At 31.6% G+C, this 25,178-nt stretch carries 20 protein-coding genes, 3 tRNA genes and 2 rRNA genes (1 of these 25 running past the window's edge); 2 read left to right on the forward strand and 23 right to left on the reverse strand.

Translation table 11 applies throughout. The features are described from left to right. Positions 1-200: 200 nt before the first annotated feature. From AXY43_RS02450 to AXY43_RS02465, 4 genes are all read right to left on the reverse strand, one after another. A complete protein-coding gene (locus AXY43_RS02450; RefSeq protein ID WP_238893100.1) occupies positions 201-905 on the reverse strand; it encodes a transporter substrate-binding domain-containing protein in 705 nt (234 codons plus the stop codon). Positions 906-1,107: 202 nt separating this feature from the next. Continuing rightward, positions 1,108-3,135: a TIM-barrel domain-containing protein gene (locus AXY43_RS02455; protein WP_105410922.1), complete on the reverse strand. Its 2,028-nt coding sequence runs from the start codon at positions 3,133-3,135 to the stop codon at positions 1,108-1,110. A gap of 39 nt (positions 3,136-3,174) precedes the next feature. Continuing rightward, positions 3,175-4,020 carry a carbohydrate ABC transporter permease gene (locus AXY43_RS02460; protein ID WP_023975407.1) on the reverse strand — a complete coding sequence of 282 codons (846 nt, stop codon included), beginning with the start codon at positions 4,018-4,020 and terminating at the stop codon, positions 3,175-3,177. After that, positions 4,020-4,928: a carbohydrate ABC transporter permease gene (locus AXY43_RS02465; protein WP_105410923.1), complete on the reverse strand. Its 909-nt coding sequence runs from the start codon at positions 4,926-4,928 to the stop codon at positions 4,020-4,022. Before AXY43_RS02465 ends, AXY43_RS02460 begins: the two co-directional genes overlap by 1 nt. Positions 4,929-5,189: 261 nt before the next feature. Between AXY43_RS02465 and AXY43_RS02470 the strand changes: the two genes are divergently transcribed. Beyond that, positions 5,190-5,390: a hypothetical protein gene (locus tag AXY43_RS02470; RefSeq protein ID WP_105410924.1), complete on the forward strand. Its 201-nt coding sequence runs from the start codon at positions 5,190-5,192 to the stop codon at positions 5,388-5,390. Between the two features lie 57 nt (positions 5,391-5,447). On the opposite strand, the gene AXY43_RS02475 is transcribed toward AXY43_RS02470, so the two are convergent. The 4 genes from AXY43_RS02475 to AXY43_RS02490 all read right to left on the reverse strand — a co-directional run bounded on the left by AXY43_RS02475 (position 5,448) and on the right by AXY43_RS02490 (position 11,355). Next, a complete protein-coding gene (locus AXY43_RS02475; RefSeq protein ID WP_105410925.1) occupies positions 5,448-6,701 on the reverse strand; it encodes a sugar ABC transporter substrate-binding protein in 1,254 nt (417 codons plus the stop codon). Between the two features lie 188 nt (positions 6,702-6,889). Further along, positions 6,890-8,422, reverse strand: a complete 1,533-nt coding sequence (locus tag AXY43_RS02480) for a response regulator transcription factor (protein WP_077869064.1) — start codon at positions 8,420-8,422, stop codon at positions 6,890-6,892. Between the two features lie 11 nt (positions 8,423-8,433). Beyond that, a complete protein-coding gene (locus AXY43_RS02485) occupies positions 8,434-10,317 on the reverse strand; it encodes a cache domain-containing sensor histidine kinase (protein WP_105410926.1) in 1,884 nt (627 codons plus the stop codon). Between the two features lie 564 nt (positions 10,318-10,881). Next, positions 10,882-11,355 (reverse strand): PaaI family thioesterase, encoded by a 474-nt coding sequence (locus AXY43_RS02490; protein ID WP_012059097.1) that lies wholly within the window; start codon positions 11,353-11,355, stop codon positions 10,882-10,884. Between the two features lie 302 nt (positions 11,356-11,657). Between AXY43_RS02490 and AXY43_RS02495 the strand changes: the two genes are divergently transcribed. Continuing rightward, positions 11,658-12,839 carry a sensor domain-containing diguanylate cyclase gene (locus AXY43_RS02495; protein ID WP_242986257.1) on the forward strand — a complete coding sequence of 394 codons (1,182 nt, stop codon included), beginning with the start codon at positions 11,658-11,660 and terminating at the stop codon, positions 12,837-12,839. Positions 12,840-12,932: 93 nt separating this feature from the next. Here the strand turns inward: AXY43_RS02495 and AXY43_RS02500 are convergent, their stop codons facing one another. From AXY43_RS02500 to AXY43_RS02565, 15 genes are all read right to left on the reverse strand, one after another. After that, positions 12,933-14,540 (reverse strand): mannose/fructose/sorbose PTS transporter subunit IID, encoded by a 1,608-nt coding sequence (locus AXY43_RS02500; protein ID WP_051144768.1) that lies wholly within the window; start codon positions 14,538-14,540, stop codon positions 12,933-12,935. A gap of 2 nt (positions 14,541-14,542) precedes the next feature. Beyond that, positions 14,543-15,025 carry a PTS sugar transporter subunit IIB gene (locus tag AXY43_RS02505; protein WP_012059100.1) on the reverse strand — a complete coding sequence of 161 codons (483 nt, stop codon included), beginning with the start codon at positions 15,023-15,025 and terminating at the stop codon, positions 14,543-14,545. A gap of 18 nt (positions 15,026-15,043) precedes the next feature. Then, positions 15,044-15,445 (reverse strand): PTS sugar transporter subunit IIA, encoded by a 402-nt coding sequence (locus tag AXY43_RS02510; protein ID WP_012059101.1) that lies wholly within the window; start codon positions 15,443-15,445, stop codon positions 15,044-15,046. A 29-nt stretch (positions 15,446-15,474) separates the two neighbouring features. Then, positions 15,475-16,647, reverse strand: a complete 1,173-nt coding sequence (locus AXY43_RS02515) for an SIS domain-containing protein (RefSeq protein ID WP_105410927.1) — start codon at positions 16,645-16,647, stop codon at positions 15,475-15,477. Between the two features lie 208 nt (positions 16,648-16,855). Next, positions 16,856-17,299, reverse strand: a complete 444-nt coding sequence (locus AXY43_RS02520) for a PTS sugar transporter subunit IIA (protein ID WP_017212919.1) — start codon at positions 17,297-17,299, stop codon at positions 16,856-16,858. Further along, complete coding sequence (agaD, locus tag AXY43_RS02525; protein WP_105410928.1) at positions 17,299-18,102, reverse strand: PTS galactosamine transporter subunit IID; 804 nt, start codon at positions 18,100-18,102, stop codon at positions 17,299-17,301. Before agaD ends, AXY43_RS02520 begins: the two co-directional genes overlap by 1 nt. Further along, positions 18,086-18,886, reverse strand: a complete 801-nt coding sequence (agaC, locus tag AXY43_RS02530; RefSeq protein WP_105410929.1) for a PTS galactosamine transporter subunit IIC — start codon at positions 18,884-18,886, stop codon at positions 18,086-18,088. Before agaC ends, agaD begins: the two co-directional genes overlap by 17 nt. A gap of 14 nt (positions 18,887-18,900) precedes the next feature. Continuing rightward, the gene (gene agaB / locus AXY43_RS02535) at positions 18,901-19,368 is read right to left on the reverse strand and encodes a PTS galactosamine transporter subunit IIB (RefSeq protein ID WP_206608176.1); all 468 of its coding nucleotides are present in this window, start codon (positions 19,366-19,368) and stop codon (positions 18,901-18,903) included. Positions 19,369-19,550: 182 nt separating this feature from the next. Further along, positions 19,551-20,000, reverse strand: a complete 450-nt coding sequence (locus tag AXY43_RS27465) for a PRD domain-containing protein (protein WP_243099159.1) — start codon at positions 19,998-20,000, stop codon at positions 19,551-19,553. 68 nt (positions 20,001-20,068) lie between these two features. Next, entirely contained in the window at positions 20,069-22,300 is a 2,232-nt protein-coding gene (locus tag AXY43_RS02540) for a sigma 54-interacting transcriptional regulator (RefSeq protein WP_243099160.1), read from the reverse strand. 450 nt (positions 22,301-22,750) lie between these two features. Continuing rightward, a tRNA-Glu gene (locus AXY43_RS02545) sits at positions 22,751-22,825 on the reverse strand. A gap of 20 nt (positions 22,826-22,845) precedes the next feature. Further along, positions 22,846-22,922, reverse strand: a tRNA-Asp gene (locus AXY43_RS02550). A gap of 6 nt (positions 22,923-22,928) precedes the next feature. Further along, positions 22,929-23,004: transfer RNA gene (locus AXY43_RS02555), tRNA-Phe, on the reverse strand. A gap of 5 nt (positions 23,005-23,009) precedes the next feature. Further along, positions 23,010-23,126 (reverse strand): 5S ribosomal RNA (gene rrf / locus AXY43_RS02560). 202 nt (positions 23,127-23,328) lie between these two features. Beyond that, positions 23,329-25,178: ribosomal RNA gene (locus AXY43_RS02565) — 23S ribosomal RNA — on the reverse strand (it continues 1,062 nt past the right edge of the window).

Here is a 25,178-nt window from a genome sequence, read left to right on the forward strand (position 1 = left end):
AGATGCGTGAAAAAATCTTCGGCTCCACAGTCGCCTGCGATTTTGTTCTAAGTATTTTATAATCATGCGAATTTTTGTAGCTATTATTTCCCCAATATATTCCTCTAAAAATTTAATTTTCACTGTTAAATACTAATACACTTTTGACAAAGTTGCAATGTTTTCTTGCTTTTTATAGCAAATTTATATAAATATAAATATTATTTTGTCATAATACTTTCATTTAGCCATTTATTACGAAAAAAAATACATATGTCCCCCAAATTTAATTTATCGAACCCTGCATCTATCTTTCTTTTATATATAGCATCCAATAATTCAGTTGAATTTTCAAAGATTGTTATATCCTTTATTATTTTATCATTTTTCCATCTTTCACCCATGCTCTCATATACTGTGCCCTTTTCAACTCCAACTACTGCGTTTTTTAGATCGCTTTTAAAATTTATATTTGAAAATGTTGGAACTACAACAGCTTCTGTGGCTTTGTATATTGGCTGTGTGAAGGCTACTATCTTTTCCCGTTCCGGAGTTATAAATATTCCACCTGACGCGATATCTATACTGTCATCAGTATTTAATTTATCTAATAAATTTACAAATGGTGAGTTCCTGGTTTCAATTTTACTAATTCCAAGTCTGCTTCCAATTTCGGTTATTATATCAGCCTCAGTTCTGTCTAACTTTTTTGTACTTGGATCTATATAAAAATATGAAACATCATTTTGTGGTGAAGCAACAGTTATCTCTCCTTTTTCTTTTATCAACTGTAATCTATCCTTTTGTTCTGATACATTGGTTACTATAGCTCTACTATCATATCTTCCAGCACTGCCTTCAAAAATCATTCCAAAAAAATTTATAATAGTAATCAAAATTAATACTTTTTTCGATAATTTCTTCATGTTGCCCTCCTTTAAATGTCATTTAAATTTATAAAATACTATTGAGTCATATACTACAAGATGTATCAAATAAAATGAAACCTCTATGTTTAATGTACTATTACTATTTTGTTATAAAATAGCAAATTTTAAACATAGAATTCGTTTTTTAAACAAAAATAAGAGTTTACTTAGCATAAACTCTTATTACTTATCTTTCTCATTAAATAATTGAAACTTCTGCTTCATCCCTAAGGAATAACGGTATTATTTCTAATGGGGCACTATAGTCTATTACTTGTCCGCCGCTAAATATCTTCCCTGAATTTACATCTTTCCAATTTGCACCTTTTGGTAAATATATTTTTCTTGACCTATCTCCTTTATGGAGTACTGGTGCAACAAGAACATTTGGTCCAAACATATACTCATCTGTAATATCCCAACAAATCTCATCTTCTGAGAAGTCATAAAATAACGGCCTTATAACTGGAGTTCCCTTATCATGTGCTTGCTTCATGATTTTAGTAATATAAGGTTTCATCCTTTCCCGGATAAACATATATTTCTTAAATATTTCATATGCTTCGTCACCATAGCTCCATACTTCATTAGCTGCACCGCTTGCACATAGTCCTCCACCGCTAGTTCCAAGTGGCTTTGAATGTGGTTCACGATCGCCATGTAACCTAAATACAGGACAAAATGCTCCATATTCAAACCACCTAATTATGCATTCTCTAAAGTCTGGATCATCTGGATTTCCACCATGGAATCCTCCTATATCAGTTGTCCACCATGGTATACCTGCAATTCCCATGTTAAGACCTGCTGCAAATTGATTTCTTAAAGATTCAAAACTAGAATCAATGTCTCCAGACCACACAAGTGCTCCATAACGTTGACTTCCTGCCCATGCACATCTAAGAAGATTAATTATATTTCCCTGGCCTTCTTTCTTCATGCCATCAAAAAACGTTTTTGCATACATAGCAGGATACATATTACCTATTTGTACATTTGGACCTAAGTGATACCTATAATTCTCGAAGTCGTAAATCGAGTATTCTGGTTCAGCTTCATCAAGCCAAAATATTTTTATGCCTTTATCATAGTAGTTTTTCTTAGCAGTTTTCCATACAAAGTCACGAGCCGCTGGATTTGTTGGATCATAAAAAACAGTATCTCCTAAAAAGTCCATAGTTGTTCTAATTCCCCTATCGACTCTTACTAAATAACCTTTTTTAAGCATCTTATCATAATTTTCGCTTGTCTTATCTACGGTTGGCCAGATAGAAACCATTAATTCAATGCCCATTTCTCTAAGTTCTTTAATCATAGCATCAGGATCAGGCCAATAATCTAAATCAAATTTCCACTCTCCTTGTTTTGGCCAATGAAAAAAGTCAACCACTATAACTGAAATTGGAAGGTTCCTTTTCTTATATTCACGAGCAACTCTTAATAACTCTTCTTGAGTTTGGTATCTCAATTTACATTGCCAAAAACCCATAGCATAATCCGGCATCATTGGCACTGTTCCAGTTGCTTTTGCATAAGCTTCTTCTATTTCGGCTGGAGTATCACCTGCTGTTATAAAATAATCTAATTGCTTAGTAGAATTCGCTACCCACTCTGTAATATTTTTTCCAAAAGTAACTTTTCCAATGGCTGGGTTATTCCAGAGCATTCCATATCCTAAACTGGATAATACAAATGGAACACTAGCCTGAGAATTTCTATGTGCAAGTTCAAGTACGCAGTTTTTTAAATCCAAATTTGGCTGCTGATATTGCCCCATTCCAAATAACTTTTCCTTTAGATTTGATTCAAATCTCATAGTTAAAGTATAATCTCCACCAAGAATAGGCTTAAATTCACGTGCTTCTATCTCTAAGGCACTGCAAAATCTATTTACATTTTTCCTATTTCTTACATACTCCTCTAAAAGAACATCGTCTTTAGCGTTATAAAATGTAATTTTTCCTTCCTTATCAATCCTTGCACGAATTTTTCCATTCTCTATATATGCTTCATTATTTTCAATCTTAATCTTAATTTCACAATTTTCTTGTGGCAATAAGGCCCAATCATTATATATAAATTCTGCTTGCTTAGTGCTACGTATACGTAAACTATTTTTTCCCCAAGGCTCAATTCGTAACGTTTCACAGTCATATTTGCGAATTAATACACTTCCGTAAGCTTCAAAAACACTATCATCTAAATTAATTTCCTTATTAGATTCCATAATATGAACTCTCCAATCTTTAAATAATTAAATTCATGCTTAGCCTTTAACAGCACCATTTGTCAATCCTCCAATTATATATTTTTGAAGGAATATAAATATTAAAACAACAGGCAAAACCAAAAGCACTCCATAAGCCATTATGGAATTCCACTGTATTCCATACTTGCCCATGAAATTATATATACTAGCTGTCATAGTTCTCTTTTCAGGGCTGGTTAAAAATGTTAGTGAATAAGCTAAATCTCCCCAAGCATATAAGAAGGAAAATGCTCCTGTCATTATAAGCCCTGGATAAGATATTGGAAGCATTATTTTTGTAAATGCCGTAAATGTATTGCATCCATCAATCTTTGCTGAATCTTCAAGTTCTTTTGGTAAAGCAAGAAAATAAGTTCTAAGAATAAGAACTACAAAAGGAACAGATATTGTTGCATCTGATAAAATTGGAGCCCAAAGAGTATCTAATAGATGTAAATTTTTATAAACTAAAAACATTGGTGTAAGTAATAGTGCTACTGGGAGCATCTGAGTTACTAAGAAGATCAATATAAATACCTTTTTCCCTCTCATCCTAAATCTTGCCAAGCCATATGCAGCTGGAATAGCCAATACACATGCTAAGATCATTGAAGCGAATGCAACCTTGCAGCTATTACCTAGTGTTACTATTATGCTGCTCTTTCCTGTAAATTGGTCTGTATAACTACTTAATGTAAAATCTTTAGGTATAAAAGTTGGAGGTGATGCAAAGATTTCAGCATTGGTTTTAAATGAACTTACTATAATCCAATATATTGGAAAAAGCATAATACAAGCTATGCAAATTGATACACAGCATAATATTATATTTTTTTGTTTATCCTTAAGAATAACCTTCTTCATTATCCAATCACCTCATCTTCCTTTATCAATTTGAGGTATCCTAAACTTACGCAGAATAAAATAGCAAATAATACATTGGCAACAGTGGCACCTTTACTAAATGAAAATTGCGTAAATGAAAGTTTATATGCAAAAGTTGACATTAGTTCGGTACTATTAACTGGACCTCCATTTGTCATAACAAATACTAAATCAAAAACTTTAAATGTATAAATAAATCCAAGAACTAATACAGATAAAATCGCTGGTCTTAATGATGGCAGAGTTATTTTAAAGAATCTCTGAATTACATTAGCCCCATCAACTTTAGCTGCCTCATATAAATCATACGGAATATTACTTAACCCAGTTGTTAATAACAACATATTAAACGGAATTCCAACCCATGAGTTTGTTAATATAACTGAAAACATTGAGGTTTTACTGTCTATAATCCATCCTATTGGCTGTGATATTAGATGAAATTTCATAAGTAATTCGTTTATTATACCTCCGCTTGTACTATACATAAATTTGAACAATAATGCAGTTACTGTCATCGGTACAAGATAACTGACTACCATAAGTCCTCTAAGAGGTTCTGAAAGCTTAAATTTTAAATTGAAAAGCAAAGCTAGTCCGAGTCCTATAATAAATTGAATTGATATACTTCCAATAGTGAAAACTAAAGTATTCCAAATACTTATTAGCATTGCTGGGTCTTTAAACACTTCAATATAGTTTTCAATACCAACAAATGGTTTAACAGGCTGACTAAAAGTCGTTACATTTACATCACGAAGACTTAAAATAAAATTATATATAATCGGATATCCCACAAAAGCCAGCATAAATATTAGTGCTGGGAGCACAAATATGTACCCTTTTCTTTCTTCCTTAATAAATTCACTGCTATATTTATTTTTCAAAATTATTTTCACCTACCTTGCTTCAATTTAAAGGTCTCCTTCACTAAGTTTTAGGCACCTTTAGATTTTTTATAGATTTCCAATATAAAGAATTTGACTTACACTTAGAATATATTGATATACCAGAAAAATATTTATGATTTCTAGTGAAGATATGAACTTAAAGTTTTAGCAACTCTATACATATATTCATCTAACAAATCTAATTCTTAAATTGCTTATCTATATATAGATACCCCAACTATAAGTGAGATTTACACTATGAAATATATCCCAACTAGAAATAAGAATTATGATTTTGTGAAATGTTTCATTAGGAATTTGATGGCTCTGATTCTTAGATTAAAAGTTGTTCCAAGTATGCTAGTTCAAAGCTCGCCTTTGAGGCTAGCATCTTGGGCGCAACTTGTAATCTTAGAATCATCCATCATAATTTCCTTAGAAACTGGAACAACAGCATAATTCTCATTTCGGCGAGATATATGCACAAGTTTAGGTCTTAGTTGGGTATCTATAAATTTATTTTAATACTGCATCAACCTTGACCTGTGCATCTTTTGCTGCTTGCTCTGGTGTCTTTGCATTTGTAAAACTTTCCTGCATTGCAGTAGACATTGCATCTGATATTTCAGGCCATTTTGGATGTGGTCCTCTTGGCATAGCATATTGCAATTCATCTAGGAATACACTCATAACTTGGTCTTTAGTAATTTTATCATCACTTTCAGCAACATCTTTTCTAGATGGAATGTAACCAAAATCAGCACAATATTCAGTCATATTATCTTTTTGCTGAGTATATTTAATAAAATCCCAAGCTTCAGCTTCATGATGACCTTTAATGATGCCCCAGTTTTCTCCACCTAAATCCGATGCAAATACTTTATCTTTAGGAATTTTTACAACTCCCCAATTTAGGTTTGGTGCATCCTTCTTAACTGTATCTATAATCCATGGACCATCTGTAATCATGGCTGCTTTATTAGTTACAAATTGTTTTTCTAAATCATTTTGTGTCCAGTTTATAACTTCTTTACTCATTGATCCATTCTTTATAAGATCGGTGAGATATTGAAGCGAACTTATTCCCGCCTCACTTCCAATTTCATTAAATTTAGCTCCTGTTGAAAGAAGCCATGGAAGATATTGAAATGTTCCTTCCTCATTCTTTGGTGCAGCTATAGCTAAACCATAAGTATCTCCTTTTGTCAATTTCTTAGCTACAGTCTTTAATTCATCAAAAGTTGTAGGCGGCTCAGCTCCTGCTGCACTTAACATGTCCTTATTATAAAATAAAGCTAAATCATTGCTTCCAAGTGGGATTCCATAGTATTTCCCATCTAATTGACATGATGAAATCGGACCTTGGTAAAATTGATCTTTACCATCATAGGAATTCATCTTGTCTGTAATATCTGCAAATAATCCCATTGCCGAAAATGAAGCCATATCTGGATTATCAACTAAACCTATATCAGGTAGTTTGTCAGCAACAAGTCCTATTGTAAACTGCTTAGTGAGTTCAGCTCTTGGTACAAATTCCACTTGAACTTCTACCTTATCTTGAGATTTATTATATTTATCAGCAAGATTTTGCATTGCATTTTGTTGTTGCTGCCCATCAAAATAGTGCCATACTGTAATCGTTGTCTTTCCTGCCGGATCAGCTTTAGTTTGAGTTGTGCCCCCACCACTGCTTCCACATCCAATAAATATAGTCGCCGACATTGCAATAGCTGTCAAACAAGCCAGTAACTTTTTAGTTTTTTTCATATTATTTACCTCCTAAATTCTTATGAATAATAACGTTTTCTATAACTTAATATTACATCTTCTAAGTTACTTCTAATATTCTATTATCATGAAAAAAGTGTAAAATCATGATATTAATTTTACACTTTGCATTTAAGCTTATTAAATAAAATAGCAAGCATACTGACCTATTCTTTCTTTATCATCTCTTAATAAAATTTCATATATTCTTTTGGAGACATACCTGTTGATTCTTTAAAAACTTTGCAAAAGTATTTAGAATCACTATAGCCTACCTTCTCCGCAATTTCATAAATTTTTAGTTTATTACTTCCTAATAATTCCTTTGCTTTATGAATTCTAAACTCTTTTAAATAATCTGAAAAACTTTTTCCAAGTTCCTTTGTAAATAACCTACTTAAATATTCTGGAGTTATATTCATTCCACTTGCTATTTCCTCAAGAGAAATTTTATCGCTATAATACTCTTTTATATAATTTATAGCTTTTCTTACAATCAATGAATTTACTTTAGTTCCCTCATCATTTCTTTCACACATCTTACGGATTACATAATTTAGCCGTTCTTTTAACTCATCAAATGTAAAACTATTCTTAATTGAATCTAAAACGCCTTCATTATTAAACTCAGTGTAAAGATTGCTATTATAGCTTTTAGACGCAGTTAAAATTGAAAAAATATACTTGCTGCTAACATCTATTATCTCGCATGGGTCGTAGATGTTTTCTTTCAAATATGATATAAATCTTTTATTAATATCAGCTAACTTTTTCTGATCATTGTTTTTTATGGCCCTTACCACTTCCTTTTCAATCTCTCTTGGATAATTACAACGATTTATTTTTAATTTAGATATTAGTTCTTCATAGATCACTTCATTATTTCCAAATGAAATAGGCCATCGAGACAATCCTTGTAGCCTTTTAAATGAACTTTTAATTTCAGATAGTTCATCTAGATTAATAATACTAATAGTAGTATTTAAGAATCCCTTCTGCCTAAGTGAAAATAATATCTTATGCTTTAGCATTTTTATAAATTCCAAGTAAGGTGTTTTAGTAATTACCAGAATAGGTAAATAACTGTACTCTTTTAAGATAGAGTAATAGAAATTTACGATATTGTAATTCTTCATAGCTTCATAAATCTCTTTTATTATAAGTTCAACCTTATTTTCGTATTTATCTCTAAGATGCAAATTAACAACATATATATTTTCATTTTGCTTTACTTTACTTTCAATTATTTTGTAAAAATGCTCTAAATTTTGTCCTTTATTTAGTAGTACTTGTCCTAATATTTCTTCCTTAAGTATACCTTCTTCTAAAAGTGCATCTTTTTCCTTACTTAAATTAAGCTTTTTTTCAATATCCTCCATGGTATTTTTTAAAGCAGTATAAGTTATAGGTTTCAATAAGTATTCATTCACTCCAAGTTTTATACCTTTTTGTGCATACTTAAAATCTGAATATCCACTAAGTATAATAATATATGGATTTTGACCACAATCTTTAATTTTTTGGAGCATATCTAATCCATTTATTTTCGGCATTTCAATATCAGTAAAAATAAGATCTGGCTTATACTCTTTAGCCAAAAGTAACCCTTGCTCTCCATCAGATGCTTTTCCACAAACGATGTAATTTTTATTAATCTTTCCTAATAAGTTCCCCAGTCCTTCTCTGGCATTAATTTCATCTTCTACAATTAAAATTTTCATGAATATCCCCCTTAAAATATCAATGAAATAATCAAAGTTATTGTAGTTCCTTGTCCTTTAGCACTTTCAATACTAAACTTAGCATCTTCACCATAATAAATCTTTATCCTGTCATATACATTTTTTATACCTATATTTTCATCTTCATCTTTTCCTGATTTCATATTACTTATTATTTCTTGAAGATCTCTATCTTCTATACCCAACCCATTATCTTTTACTACGATTTTTACATAATTATTTTCAAATCTATTTATGCTAACTTTCAATATTCTTTCACTATCATATCCTTTAAATCCATGGATAATTGAATTTTCAATTAAGGGTTGTAATATTAATTTATGAATTCTAGCCCCTAAGACATTTTCATCTACATCTAAATCCAATACGAAGCTATTATTAAATCTAAGCTGCTGCAAACATACATATTTCTTCAACCATTCAACTTCATCATAAATAGTAACTTCCTTATTAATATCGCCTATGCTATATCTTAGTATTTGCGCAAAATTTCCAATAGTATCACTAACTTCATAATTCTCATTTTTAATTGCCATCCAGTTTATACAATCTAAAGTATTATACAAAAAGTGAGGATTAATTTGAGCAACAATTGCCTTTATCTCAGCTTCTCGTCTTTTATTTGATAATTCAACAATAAAATTACTTTGATCTTTTATGTCCCTTATCAAGATATTTATTGTAGACAACATTTCATTAAATTCGTCTCCTATAAATGACATTTCATCTTCTGTGCTTAGCTTTATTTTTACATTGAAATTTCCTTTCTTAGCTTCCTTCATTCCACTGACAATAATTTTAACTGACTCATATAATTTATTTGAGAATATTATAACAACTATTGCTAAGATTATAAGTATCAATCCTAAAAATACAAAAGTTAAATTTCTTAATAACTTAACTTCATAAAATAAATTATCTTTATCAACAACATTAATTACTTTCCAGCCAACACTATCTATAGGAATACTGCTAACAGATATATTTCTATTCTTAAAACTCGGTATTGAATATATTAATTGATTTAGTGTTTCCATATTATCCATATCATTAATCTCACTGCTAGAATAATCTTTTACATATGTCCCAATATACTTCTTATCTTGAAATGATATAACTCTCCCATCATTATCAACTATTACAGAGCACATATTAAGCTTGTCTTCCTCAAAATCTTCCTTATCCATCTCAACATTGCAAACATCAAATAGAATTTGTTCATCAAAACTCATAATAATTATGCCGATTTCACTTTTAGTTCTGATATCTCTAACTTTTAGTCCTATGTGAAACATATACTCAGATTTTCCATGAATAAAGCTATTACAAGTTGTAGGTAATATTACAGGAGTATTACTATTTAAGATTTCAGAATAAATTTTACTTTTGTCAGAATTACTATATTCTTCCCATATTCTATTGTTAATTCCCTGATTACCTTTATCATAATATACATTTCTTCCATTATTCCCAACAAAGGTTATAGCTCTAATTTGATTTCTTGAATAAGAATAAGACCCAAAGGCATCTCTGATTTTATTAATAGAAGCTGCCTTTTCAAACTCATTTCCGTCGTTAAACTTTTTCTCTAATTCCAAGCAATCATTATCTGCTGCAATCCTGTATAAAATATCCTTATAATAATTTATATCAGTTTCTATGTTAGTTTTTATGTAAAATAAATTCCTATCCGTAAGATTTGTAATCTTCTTTTCGAGATAATGTTGTGACAGCTTATATAAAAAAACTTGACTAAGAACCATTGGTATAATTGAAATAATTATAAATATGCTTAACAATTTTGCTTTTATACTATAACGTTTCCAATTCAAAAAATATCTAATTGTATTCGTAGCATTGTTAAAAAATTTCATTATTTATAATTCACCACTCTTTAGACACATGAAAATAAATAGCAAGTCCAAAGTTTCTTTGAATTCTTTTCCTTAGACAAGGCGAGGCGATATATTACCCTCATGGTACCCATCTATTGGGAGAATTTGTAAATGTAGCATGATGGAACATAGGCTTACAAATGGTCTTCTTATTTATTTAATTGTGTCTCATTATTTTAACTTAATACTTACATTATATTCCATTATTTTACTATCAATCAACCGTACAACTTAAAATTCTTCTCATAAAAAGTTAAAAATATAAGAAAGTAACACTGTAACTTCTTATATTCTTAATTTTTTTCCTTTTTTAATTGTAAAAAAGGTTTATTGGAATCAGTTTAACTTTCTTACTTCTTTCAAATTTATTTTTTTAGCTATATATAAGTTATGGAAAGCTTAATTCATTAATGCTTCCCCTAATTTATCAAATACAAATACTGCTGTAGAAAAGGTGGTATTTAAAAAAGAACAAAAGCAAAACTGCTAGTTACTTAACAAAAATTTCGTAACTAGCATTCTTATTTAGCTTATTAAAGATAATCATTTAACTTTTGGTGGGTTTACCTCATCAAAACTTCCAATAACAAAATATGAAGCCTGAGCCTGCACAAGGATCTTCTCATGCTCATCAAATATTTTGCATGTACATCTCATTATATTTTCACCATCGCTGACAACCTTACCCACTGCCGTAATTGTGCTTCCTGCATTTACGTTTTTTATATAGCTAATACTTAAATCCGTAGTTACTATACGCTTTCCTAGAGTTGTGCAAGAAACTCCCATTACAACATCTGCAATTGAAGCCAAGGTTCCTCCGTGTATGTATCCATATATATTACAATGCCTATCTATAATTTTCATTTCGTATATAACTTTTCCCTCTATGACTTCAACAATTTGAGGATCAAGAAAATTTTCAAGTATAGATTTATTATAATTTTCCTCTAAATAACTTTTTAACCAAACAAGATGTTCTTTCGACATAATAACTCCTCCTTCACTTCCACGCATTACTTAAAATATCTTTCTTAATAACCTTTAAATCGATTATTAGTTTTACCTTTCTTTTACGCAAATATATATTATTTTCACTCAATCTTGTATTAGATATAGAATTATTATAGCAAACAAATTAAATATCTCCTAACTTTACAGCTAATTCCTCGTATTAAGATACAATGTAGTTTATATTATTTAGCTTACACAAAAATCCAAGTTGAATATAATTTGGATTTTTATTGATTTTTATAAAAATATTATATAAAATGAATTAGTAGACTAATTGATAACAATATTCAATTAATAATCAAGTGGTGAATGATTTGAATATAAGAAAAAACAAACTACTTTTTATATATAATTTTATAGCCATAATTAATTTTACTTTCAATACTACGGCTTTTGCTGCAGTAAAAAACAGTATAAGCGAAGACGCCCCTTTATACACTTTCATAAATTTTACTAGCTATATTTATAATAATTACAAAACTTTCATATTCATTATTTTAGGTATTATTTGTATATCATTATTAGATGCTTTTTACTGCCTTGTCATAAAAGCAAGGGAACAGTCAAAATATTTAAAAGACTTAGATTTAGAACGCGAAAGATATTTTATAGTTGTTGAACAATTAAATGATATTATATTTGATTTTGACATAACTGAGAAAAAAATCTTAAGTTCCTCTAAGTTTGAAGAAACCTTTGGATGGACATTAAATATTCAAGATTATAATAAAGGTTTTTTAAATGAATTGAAAATACATCCTGATGATAAGATATTAATTAATAAAATCACCGATGACATGAAAGCTTTAAACAAACAGTCAATTATAAAAGAAATCCGACTAATGAAGAGTAATGGGGACTATCTTTGGTGTGAGCTAAAACTAAACTATATACAAAGAGAGAATAAGATTGTCAGAGTGATAGGCAAAATTACTGATATCGATCATATCGTAAAAGAACATTCTCTGCTAAAGCTAAGATCTGAATATGATCAGCTCACACAAATATATAATAAATCTACATTCTATGAAAAAGTTAAAAATTATATTATAGATAACAAAAATGATAACTGTATGCTGATTTTTATAGATTTAGATAATTTTAAATCTATAAATGATAATTTAGGACATATGGTTGGTGATGAAGTGCTAAAGGATACCGCAAATAAAATTTGTGACGTCTTTAACGGTACAGATGTTATTATTTCACGGTTTGGCGGAGATGAATTTTGTGTATTTAAACCAAGTCATTCTATTTCATTTATAAAAGATAAAATTAGTATTTTATGCAATAATCTTAATGCTACATATATTGGCAATAATACTGAAATAACTGTATCTGCGAGCATCGGTGTTGCCTTTTACCCTAAACATGGAGATACTTTAGAATCTTTAATTCATAAATCAGATATAGCATTATACAGTTCTAAAGAAAATGGAAAAAATCAATTTACCATATACAACAAAAATCTTGAAATTGAATGTTGAATTAAATCTAAAATTAAGAAATCCTCGAAATTACTATCGAGGATTTCTTAATTTTTAGTTTGAAACAAAGAATAAACATACTTTTATCAAACCCTATATACCTAAAATACCTATTGAGTATCCTATAACTCCAAATATCATTAAACCAACCATACATATAAGAGGAGATACTTTTTTCTGGAGTAACCAATAAATCAGAAAAGTCAGCATCAATGGTAGTATATTAGGCATTATGTTATCTAACTGCTCCTGAATTGTATAGGATGTTAATGAACTTCCTTGCGTTAAAGTATAAAGGACGAATGGTACTTTTATTATAGTCCACTTTGCAACTAATCCTCCTATTACAGTATAAGTAAGTACTACTAAGGCACTTCTATACTTTGGCACCGCACCTTTAAGTTTATTAATTATACTCGTTCCTTCTCTATAAGCTATCATAAGTCCATTATATCGTATTATTAATCTCACAATATTAATCATTATAAAAAATAAGATTGGCCCTGCGACATTTCCACTAAGTGATATTCCGGCACATACCGCTGCTATTACAGGTCTTATAATTCCCCATATAATTGGATCTCCTATACCTGCAAGCGGCCCGGCTAGTGCTATTTTAATCTGAACTATTCCTGATTGATCTACTTTTTCCTGCATACTTTCTTCAACTGCAATATTAGCTCCAAGTATTACATTTGAAATAAATGGCTGGCAATTAAAGTACTCTAAGTGAACCTTTACAGCTTTTTGTAACTCCTCCTTGGTTCTATATAGTTTTTTTAGAATAGGCATCATGCAATAACAATAACAAAGATTTTGAAGCCGTTCATAGTTCCAAGATATTTGATAAAATTGACTTCTCCAAAAAACTCTCATTAAATCCTTTTTAGTAACTTTAACTTTTATGATGTTTTCTTCATTTTCAATAAATTGCTCTCTCTTTGTTCTAGTCTTATTACTTGCTTTTTCAATCATATTTGAAATTTGTAAATATATTAGTGCTAAGCTAATTCCCATAAAAGTTAATCCAACTAAGGTCATCTGAGAAAATGTCATTACTAAAAATCCCATTAAGAAAAATGCAATCATTTCTTTTACATTTAAAATTCTAAGAATCATTGCATATCCAACTACAACTAAAAAGCCACTAGACACCTGAAGTCCTTTAGTTATTGCCTCTGGAACATAATTTAAAATACTATTCAATATATTTGCATCAGCAAATAATGCAACTAACATTGCTGGAATAGCCATCCTTAAAGCACTTGGAATGGCTGTTATAAAATGTGCTGCTGTCACCTTCCAAAGCTCACCCTTATCTACACCCTTTTCTGCCCAATGCATTATACCAACATCTATAGTTCCTTTTTGCAGTATAAAAAGCATTTGTCCTACAACAGCTAATGGAATTGCAATCCCTATTGCTACTCCTATACTTTGTTTTCCAAGCACACAAAGTATGACTGCCACTATGGAAGATAAAGTTGAATCTGGTGGAGTTGCAACCCCAATAGTCATCCACCCAAGAGCAATTAATTCTACCTGGGCTCCAATTATAACTCCTGTCTTTATATCTCCTAAAGCGATTCCAATAAGCGTAGCCGTAACCAAGGGCCTATGAGTTTGAAATTCCTCTGAAGCAGATCCAATACCACATATTGAAGCAAATAAAAATATAAGTAAGGCTTGTGTTAATGACATTATTACCTTCTCCTTGCTTTTAGAGTATTAAAAAACTCTGTCTTCTTATCTGTTGGTAGAATCCTTATCTCTATTTCCACCTCAGAATCTGCAATTTTCTTCAATGCCTCTATCTCCTTATCATCTAAATAAAGATTGGTATTTATTTTTTCTTTATCTTTCTTAAATGACATTCCGCCTAAGTTTAGACTTTTTATCTTACCTCCACCTTCTATAAACTCAAGAACTTCAAAAGGATTTCCAAAGACCATTATTACATCTTCATACTCACATTCCTCTTCATAAAGTTCTAAAGCCTTTAAAGTGTCACAAAATATTATTTTTATATCTTCAGGAACGGATAATTCTATAAAAGTTTTTCTTATATCATTTTCTGCAACTTCTTTATTAACAACTATTATTTCCGTTACATCTTCATAAGTGCACCAATTATTTATTAATTGACCATGTACCAGCCTATCATCTAATCTAACTATTTTTAGCACTATACCGCTCCTTTCATTTTACTTTTGTATATCATTGTAACGCTGCCTTATATTAATTACACCGTTTTGACCAAAATGTTCAGCTAAAGAAGATATTTTCTCTAAATCCTGAACCATATATGGTATTATTTCTAAAATCATTGGCATATTCATACCTGTAATTATATTTACATTTTTTCTGTCCATAAATAAGCATGCCGCATTATATGGTGTCCCGCCTAAGATGTCTACAAGCATTAAAACTTCATCCACATTTAGCTCTTCAATAGTCCTATCTATCTTATCTTTAAGACTTTCTATACTTTTATCGACTTCAAGACAGATAGTTCTTATTTTTTCCTGCTTACCATATATCATCTCAACTGAATTTATTAGTGCTTTCGCATAGCTTCCATGTGAAATTGCTATTATACCAACCATTTTAATACACCTCAAGATATGTTTATTAATTATCTTTTATATATTACCACACCTTGTGCTACTTTGTTAACTATTCCTGACTCACAAATTAAATCTGTCTTAGAACCTCTTCTAATAGCATTTAGTATTGCAAAGCTTTGAAGATATAGTGAATACTGAAATACTATATGACTATCATCACTATATTTAAAATTATTTTTGTTGAAGTAGAAATAATAATCACAATTTTTATCTATTTCTTCATCATAATCCATAGAAATAGCAACTATAGTACTATTTATTTTATTACTATAACATTCCTTTAAAACATCTAATTCGTATTTTATACTCTGAGAATCATTGCTAAAGAAAAATGATATTAAACACTTTGAATTCATTGCAAGCTTTGGGCCATGTCTAAATTCTAACATTGAGTGGAATTCTGTACGTTGAAGCCCCGTTGATAATTCACTTATCTTTAAACACATTTCTGATGCTAATGGATTCAAAGCTCCAGTTCCAAGTGCTGCTACTGTATCATATATTTTATTACTTACAGCATGAGATTTATAAATATCTTCTTTTAAAAATCTGCCAGCATCTTCAATAATATTTTTAAACATCTCTTCATAATAATCATAATTATTAATGTCAAAAATTAAAAGAAGATACTCTATAAGAAGTGTGAATTCTCCCGTTGCAGCAATACTTTTATCCTTCGTCCTTGGAGGAATAGGAATATATAAACTATTTTTATCTTTTCCATATTTACTTATAATTTCCCCTTTTCCATTACAAATTATAAGTAGTTGATATAATTCAATTCCTTTTTTCTTGAAAATTTCAACTGCTTCTAAACCCTCAATTGTATTTCCTGATCCTCCTAATGATACTAAAAGCACTGGTGAATTATCCAAAATATAACTATCTTCATTTTCTATGAAAGTTGTTGAAGCTATTGATATAACTTCCTTTTTAGTAATTCTTCTTAAATAATTTTCTGTTATTGCAGCCGCTTTTGCAGAGCTTCCTGCTCCAACTAGGTATATCTTAAGTCCTTCTACTTCTTCTATCTTATTTAGAAAAGCTCCTATTTTATCTGTATTCCTTTTTATTGTTTCTATTCCCTCTTCCCATAATTCTAATTGTCTTTCCATTTCTAAAGCTGTATTATATCCATCAATTCTCTTTAATTCATCTTCTTGTATTCCTAAAATTCTCATTAATAATCACTCCTTAATCTCAATCTATTTTTCTGCATTTATAGATCTAATCCTTCACAACTTTTTAATCTTATCATTTGTTAAAATATATCTTTCAAAAAAGCTTAATAATAAAAGTCATGTCTATAAAATAGGACTGTTACATAATCTATTTCATTTGATTTTGTAACAGTCATCATTCTAAAGTTCTTAATTCTTCTTTATCATTTTATATCCCATCATCCATAGATGAGTCATTATTATCTGCTGAATTTCCTGAATTAATTTTTGTAAATCTTACTGCTGTATCCTTAGTACTATTTACAACACTATCTGCTAATTCAGCAATTTCCATAGAATCTTTCAGTAAAATTCCTTCTAGTATTGCACCTATATTACATCCGGCTACAACTTCCATATTTTCTTTTTCATAAGAAAGTTCAACGCATACTTTAAAAGGTGTCCCTCCTAAAATATCACAGACAAATAAATTTTGATCTGCTTTATTATTAGCTAAGGCATTAATTACCTTGTCCTTCAAAGTTACATCTGTATCTTCTTCTAAGAAATCAATAAATTCAACGCCTTCATTGTGCCCAGCTAAAAGCCTTATAGAACTTTCAACTCCTGTGCCATAATTTCCATGTCCAGTTATGATTATATTAGTCTTCATTATAATACCCCCAATAATGATAGCAATATTGCTAATGCAAAGGTAACTAAAATTAGGATAGTTGGATTAACATTTTTCTTCTTTAAGAAATAAAACATAAGTAATGTATATCCCATAGGTAGTATATTAGGTAATATTTTATCAACAAAATCAGTTTGTAATGATATAGCATGATCTGCACTTATTGAAATGCTTGGAAGTAAAGTGATATGCACATAAGATGCTATTAACCCACCAATTACAGTAACTCCAAGAGTTGTTGCTGCTTTAGAAATAGATTTTGAATTTTCCTTTAAAATATCAATAGCTTTTACTCCTAGCTTATACCCTGCACTTGTCCATATTATACGAGATAAGAATACGCATACATAAACACCAAAGAATAGTATAGGTCCCACAATACTGCCTTGACTTGCAAATGATGCGCTGATTCCTGCGACTATTGGTAATAGAGTAAACCAAAGAAGTGCATCTCCAATACCTGCTAGCGGTCCAAATAAAGCAACCTTCAAACATTTTATAAGACTTCTATCTTCACTATTTTCTTCTAGCGATAAAACTAATCCCATAAGAAATCCTACCAAAGTTGGATTAGTATTTATAAATTCTAAGTTATCCTTCATAGATTGTGATACTTTCTCTTTATCATTGTTATGAATCTTCTTTAAGAAAGGTAGTAAAGCACAAGTCCATCCAGCTGCCTGCATTCTTTCATAGTTGAAACTTGCTTGTAGCAAAACTGATCTAAATGCAAGTTTTCTAAGATCTTTCTTGGTTAATTGGTTATTAGATTCCGTCTTCATAATCTTCTCCCCCTTGATTTGAATTTACTACATTTACAACTTGAGCTTTATTTTTGTCATTTACATATCCATATAAAGCAAAAGCTGCTCCTATTAATGCTACTGGTAATAAATTTGTAAATTGTACAAATGAAGCTACTAAAAATCCTATAATAAGGAATGGAACATATTCTATCTTAAGCATTACTCTAAGTAATAATCCAAATCCAACTGCTGGTAAGATTCCACCTGCTATTTCGAATCCGTGTTTTAACCATTCTGGCATACTTTCAACTAAAGTTCTCATTGGTTCTTGGGCAACATATGTACAAAGGAATACAATCACACCATAAGTTATTCCAACTATAAGAGTTGTTGTTATATTCAATCTTGTAAATGCTGTAGTATCTCCTTCTTCTGCATACTTATCAGCTTTATTCATAAATACTGAAAATGCTGAATAGTAAAAAAGAATTACATATTGCATTAAGAAACTAAATGGTAGTGCTAGTCCTATTGTTGCTTTAACGTCTGCTCCGGTTGTATACGCAATAACTGTTGTCATAATACCTGCTAGTATTGGGTTAGGAGGCTGTGTTCCTCCTACAGGAGTAAGTCCAGCGAATGCTAATTCAGTAAGTCCTCCTGCGATAAGTCCCGTTGTTATATCTCCTAAAATAGCTCCTGTTAATGTACATACTATTATTGGTCTAAATATATATAATCCCTCTAACCAGAAATCAAATCCAACTATCATTGCCATAATTGCAAGAAGGACACCTTGTAATAACGTTATACTATGCATTATAATTCCTCCATTTATTCAATATTTGTTTTAATATCTCCAGGTGTATCTTGTGCGAATACTTTTACACCCTTTGATTCAATATATTTTAGATCTTCTATATCTTTATCATCTACATAAACCTTTTTAGTAATAGCTCTCTTACCATCTGAAAAGTGCATATTTCCAACATTTAATTCTTTTATAGGCACTCCACCATCAACTAATTTTCTTGCTACCTCTGGTGTTTTACATACTATAAAAATCTTTTGGCTTGGAGATGCTTTGTGTATAACATCTATAGTTTTTTGAATAGTGAAAAATCTGATTCCAACCCCTGAAGATTCTGCTGTCATTGACATTAATTGTTGTTGTACTGGATCTGATGCTGCAGTATCATCTACAACTACTAGTAAATTAGCTCCTAGGGATGTCGTCCAAGTAACACCTACTTGTCCATGAACTAATCTGTTATCAATTCTTGTCATTAATATATTTGGCATATTTAATTCCTCCTTAATCTTTATGCTTATATATAAAGCAAGCCCCATGCCAAGTAGTGTACATATTACTACTTAACATGGGGCTTTTCTATAAGAATGCATCTATCCTTTTATTCATTTTATATATTAATACAGAATAAAGCCTCAAGTTTGCTTATTTTCTAATGTTTCTAAAAACTTTATTAAAGATCAAAGTTTTTAACTTTATTTTTAATACTGTCATATATAAAACCTATTTCTGATATAGGAATCTCTACTCTATAGAAATTTTCTATTACACTAAAAGCTTTTCTCGTCATTTTTATAAAGTGTACATGACACTGTTCGAAATCCTCACAATCTCTGTAATTCATAATAGGATCTTTTATTACTAATCTCTCTATCATGCAGCTTATGTGTATATATAAACTTATCTTTAAATCATTTTCTAATTTAAAGCCTAGGCTTCTTTCTAAATTAGTAAGAGCATCTTCTACTTGATCTACTATTTTATCTGGGTTTAATATTGTAAGATAATTTAAAACATTTTCTAATGTAAATAACTTGACAGCTTCTTTATTTATCTTTTCAATAATGTTATCATCTACAATTCCCTTTAAGGTATTAGATAGTACTGAATCAGCTTTTTTCATTATAAGGTTTTCTAGTGATATAAAAGGAATATTCTCTATCTTTGGATCATTTGTACCAATTATGAGTTTTACATTATATTGTTTAAATACAAAATCTTCTTTCCATTTTCTTTTAAACTCTCATAATCATAAGCGACAACCTTTACTTCATCTTCGTTAAAACAATTATTTAACAAATCTTTTATTTTACTTGCTGTTCCAATACCAGTTATACAAGTTGTTATTATTACATCTGATTTCTTTTTACTAGATTCTATATAATTTACTTTACTTACATTTTTCTTAGATGCTTCTTCTGCAATTTGTTTTAAGGGCTGTAAGCTAAGAATCCTGCTTCCTATATCTAAAACTAATTTAGTAGAAACATTATCTACTATAGCTATATCTCCGTATATTTCTTTTTCTAATAATATATAAATAGTCTCAAGCGAACCCATATCTACAAGTATTAAAAGTCCCTTTGAAGTATCTATTGTTTTTACATATTCTAAGATCTTATTACTTACATCTAAAGGTGAGCTTTCTATAGGCATATCAAATGGCTCAAAAATATATTTACCAAACAGCCTGTTAGCCACGCCTGCAATACTGCTTGCAGTTGAATGGCCATGAGCTATTATTATTGCATTAACATTATTTTGAATGGATTTATCCAATGATCTTATATATATTAGTAAATAAATTTCTACTGATTTATTTATTTCTAAATCTAAGTTATTATGAATATCTTCAATTAGCTTTAAAACCAGCTTATACTCCTTATGGAACTTTTTACTCAATTGTTTGATTAATGAAATCTCTTCTTTAATATAATCTTCGTTTTGAAATTCAACAAAATATGTTATAAGATTAGCCATAATTTCTGAACTATTTGTTAAATAATCGATTCCATAATTTAAATTCATAAAATGCAAAGTACTTTCAACTGTTTTTTCTATTGACCTATAAATAACATTTTTTGAGTTTCTATATTTCTCATTAAAAACTATATGATCAATTAAATCATTAAATATTTTAGTTCCATTAATAAAAAACTCTTCCTCTGTTATTTTGCCTTTTTCTAATTCCTTGATAGCTTCATTTAATTCTTCTGTAATTCCTGATGCCTTATTTATATGAGTATTTAAATAATCTCGACCATTTTTTTCCGAACAGCTTATAAACAGGTCATTTATATTTAAGTTATTTAAACTAATATCCTCGTCCTGCTCTATTATATCCTTTGGAAGATTATTTATTTTTACTTTTAATACTTTTGTTCTTTTCTCCTGAGTATTATTTAAGGCATTGGCGCAGCTGAGCTTTATAGCATTTATAAGTTTACCAATATTGCCATGAGCATTGCTATTAATCAGTATATTTATAACCTGACTATTAACAATAATATCCCTATTTATATTTAAGGCTTCTCTCTTATAAAAATTATCTATAAGATCTAGCTTTTCCTTTAAGGGTCTCTCTTTAAAGCTTGGTATCTTTACAATTAGAGGTATACGCCTTAAAAATGTCTGAAGAAATTTATTCTCAGGATTCTCTGTAGTCGCAAAAATCAACCTTACATTTGCGTGTCTTTTTTTCTCCGTTTCACCAAGCCTTCTAAATATCCCCTTATCTAAAAATAAGAATAATTTTTCTTGACCTTCTGGTGGTAATCTATGAATTTCATCTAGAAATAGATAACCTCCATTTGCTTTTTCTATAAGACCTATTCTATCACTATCAGCACCTGTATAAGCACCTTTGGCCGATCCAAAAAGTATAGCTGAAAATAACTCTGGGTTATTTGCATATTCCGCACAATTAAATATTTCAAAAGGAGCTTCTTCTTTTATATAGCTGCAATTTCTCGCATAATCATATACCTTTTGTGCTAAAAAACTTTTTCCAACTCCTGAACTTCCAATAAGTAAAAACGGTAACCCATTTGGTGGATATGAAACTGCTGATTTACACTGCTGAACGACATCCTTTAAGCTGCTGCTTGCCCCTATAAGTTCCTTAAAATTATCTATATCATTATTAGTATTTGAATAGCTAACTTCTTTAATATAATCAGAAATCAGCATAAATCTATCACTGTCTTCTTCATACACTTCCTTGCTTATAAAGTAGACAGGTCTCTTATTTACTTTTATTGCTTCTTCCTCTTTAGTCAGCTCATTTAATACATGACTTACTAAATTTCTTTGAAGCCCAAGTTTATCTGCTATAGTAAGAGCATTTATTCCGTATTCCATGCTTCCATCTATTTTAAGAGAAAGTTCTTTCAACTTTATTCTAATCTTTTCCTTATTAGTCATAGACCTGCCTCCTAACTCTTTCGTTTATATTACATATACTGTCACCTATATTTATATACACTACCACTATCAGTTGTTTTAACATTGTATCTAAATATAGAATTCGGATTACATAATAAAGTATAATTAATATATATGTTGCAATTCACAATTACAGCTAAAATTCTTGCAATATTTTTAGAATTATGATGAAGAATTATTTTTGCAATATATAATATTGTTTAACGTAATTTTTTAAAATTTTGCTAAAATCAACTTTTATAATATATATCAACTTGGATTTTAGCATTGAATATATCATTTATGCAAGGTCAAAAGTCTAGAAATTTTAATAATTTATCCGATTATTCATGTTAATCACTTTGTTGGCTAACAAATGCTTTAATCTTCAAATATTTTGTTATATGAAAAAAAATAAGTTCTAGATAAACTAGAACTTATTTTTCAACTTGGTGACTCCTAGGGGAATCGAACCCCTGTTACCACCGTGAAAGGGTGGTGTCTTAACCGCTTGACCAAGGAGCCATATTAAGTTTTATTTAAATTGGCGACTCAGAAGGGGCTCGAACCCTCGACCTCCGGCGTGACAGGCCGGCACTCTAACCAACTGAGCTACTGAGCCGTATTATGGTGGCTCGAACTGGAATCGAACCAGTGACACGAGGATTTTCAGTCCTCTGCTCTACCGACTGAGCTATCGAGCCATCTTACCTCGCAACGTCCTACTCTGCCACACAGTCTCCCATGCAGTACCATCGGCGCTATAGACCTTAACTTTCCTGTTCGGAATGGGAAGGAGTGTTACCTCTATGCCATCATCACGAGATGCATAATTTACAGAAATCTTCGATTTCGTGTAAATTAGCACTCAGCGAACGAATGTGAGTCGAGTTTCCTTTGAAAAAAGACTCTTAGTTTACGCTTATACTACATTTACATGAATCTACTACTGTAATTATTCCTTTGAAAAAACTTTGTTCTTTCAAAATTGCACACAGTTTCTTTAATGTATTTACAACTTGACTATATTGGTCAAGCCCTCGACCTATTAGTATCAGTCAGCTAAATACGTTGCCGCACTTACACCTCTGACCTATCAACCTTGTAGTCTTCAAGGGGTCTTACTAGCTTATGCTATGGGAAATCTCATCTTGAGGTGGGCTTCACACTTAGATGCTTTCAGCGTTTATCCCTTCCCGACTTAGCTACCCAGCTATGCTTCTGGCGAAACAACTGGTACACCATAGGTCAGTCCATCCCGGTCCTCTCGTACTAAGGACAGCTCCTCTCAAATTTCCTACGCCCGCGACGGATAGGGACCGAACTGTCTCACGACGTTCTGAACCCAGCTCGCGTGCCGCTTTAATGGGCGAACAGCCCAACCCTTGGGACCTACTTCAGCCCCAGGATGCGACGAGCCGACATCGAGGTGCCAAACCTCCCCGTCGATGTGAACTCTTGGGGGAGATCAGCCTGTTATCCCCGAGGTAGCTTTTATCCGTTGAGCGATGGCCCTCCCACGAGGTACCACCGGATCACTAAGCCCGACTTTCGTCCCTGCTCCACTTGTAGGTGTCGCAGTCAGGCTCCCTTCTGCCTTTACACTCTTCGAACGATTTCCGACCGTTCTGAGGGAACCTTTGGGCGCCTCCGTTACATTTTAGGAGGCGACCGCCCCAGTCAAACTGCCCACCTAACAATGTCCTGTCACCAGTTTCATGGCATCCAGTTAGAACTTCAATACTATCAGGGTGGTATCCCAACAACGACTCCACTAAGGCTGACGCCCTAGTTTCCCAGTCTCCCACCTATCCTGTACAGACAATACCGAAATTCAATGCTAAGCTACAGTAAAGCTCTACGGGGTCTTTCCGTCCAATCGCGGGTAGCGAGCATCTTCACTCGCACTACAACTTCGCCGGATTTGCAGTTGAGACAGTGCACAAGTCATTACGCCATTCGTGCGGGTCAGAACTTACCTGACAAGGAATTTCGCTACCTTAGGACCGTTATAGTTACGGCCGCCGTTTACTGGGGCTTAAGTTCACACCTTCGCAAAACTTTGCTAAGTGTTCCCCTTAACCTTCCAGCACCGGGCAGGCGTCAGCCCCTATACATCAGCTTTCGCTTTAGCAGAGACCTGTGTTTTTGTTAAACAGTTGCTTGTGCCTATTCTCTGCGGCCTGATTTCTCAGGCACCCCTTCTCCCGAAGTTACGGGGTCAATTTGCCTAGTTCCTTAACTGCAATTCTTCCGTCGGCCTTAGGATTCTCTCCTCATCTACCTGTGTCGGTTTGCGGTACGGGCACTACTTCTCTCTCTAGATGCTTTTCTTGGAAGCATGGAATCAGATACTTCGGTTCCGTAGAACCTTCCCCATCACGCCTCAGAATTGTTGGAACGGATTTGCCAATCCCAACTCCCTAAACGCTTAGACTAGCATCCAATAGCTAGCACATCCTATCCTTCTCCGTCACACCATCGATAATAACGATTGTAGTGGTATTGGAATATCAACCAATTGTCCATCGACTACGCCTTTCGGCCTCGCCTTAGGTCCCGACTAACCCTGAGAAGACAAACTTTACTCAGGAAACCTTAGATATTCGGCCTGTAGGATTCTCGCCTACATCTCGCTACTAATGCCAACATTCTCACTCGTAATCAGTCCACCGCTCCTTACGGTACGACTTCAGCCCGATTACGACGCTCCTCTACCGCTCACGCATAAGCGTGAACCCGTAGCTTCGGTGGTAAGTTTGAGCCCCGGACATTTTCGGCGCAGGATCTCTTGACTAGTGAGCTATTACGCACTCTTTTAATGAGTGGCTGCTTCTAAGCCAACATCCTAGTTGTCTTAGAAATCCCACATCCTTTT

The organism is Clostridium sp. MF28, from assembly GCF_002969175.1.
GTDB lineage: Bacteria > Bacillota > Clostridia > Clostridiales > Clostridiaceae > Clostridium > Clostridium beijerinckii.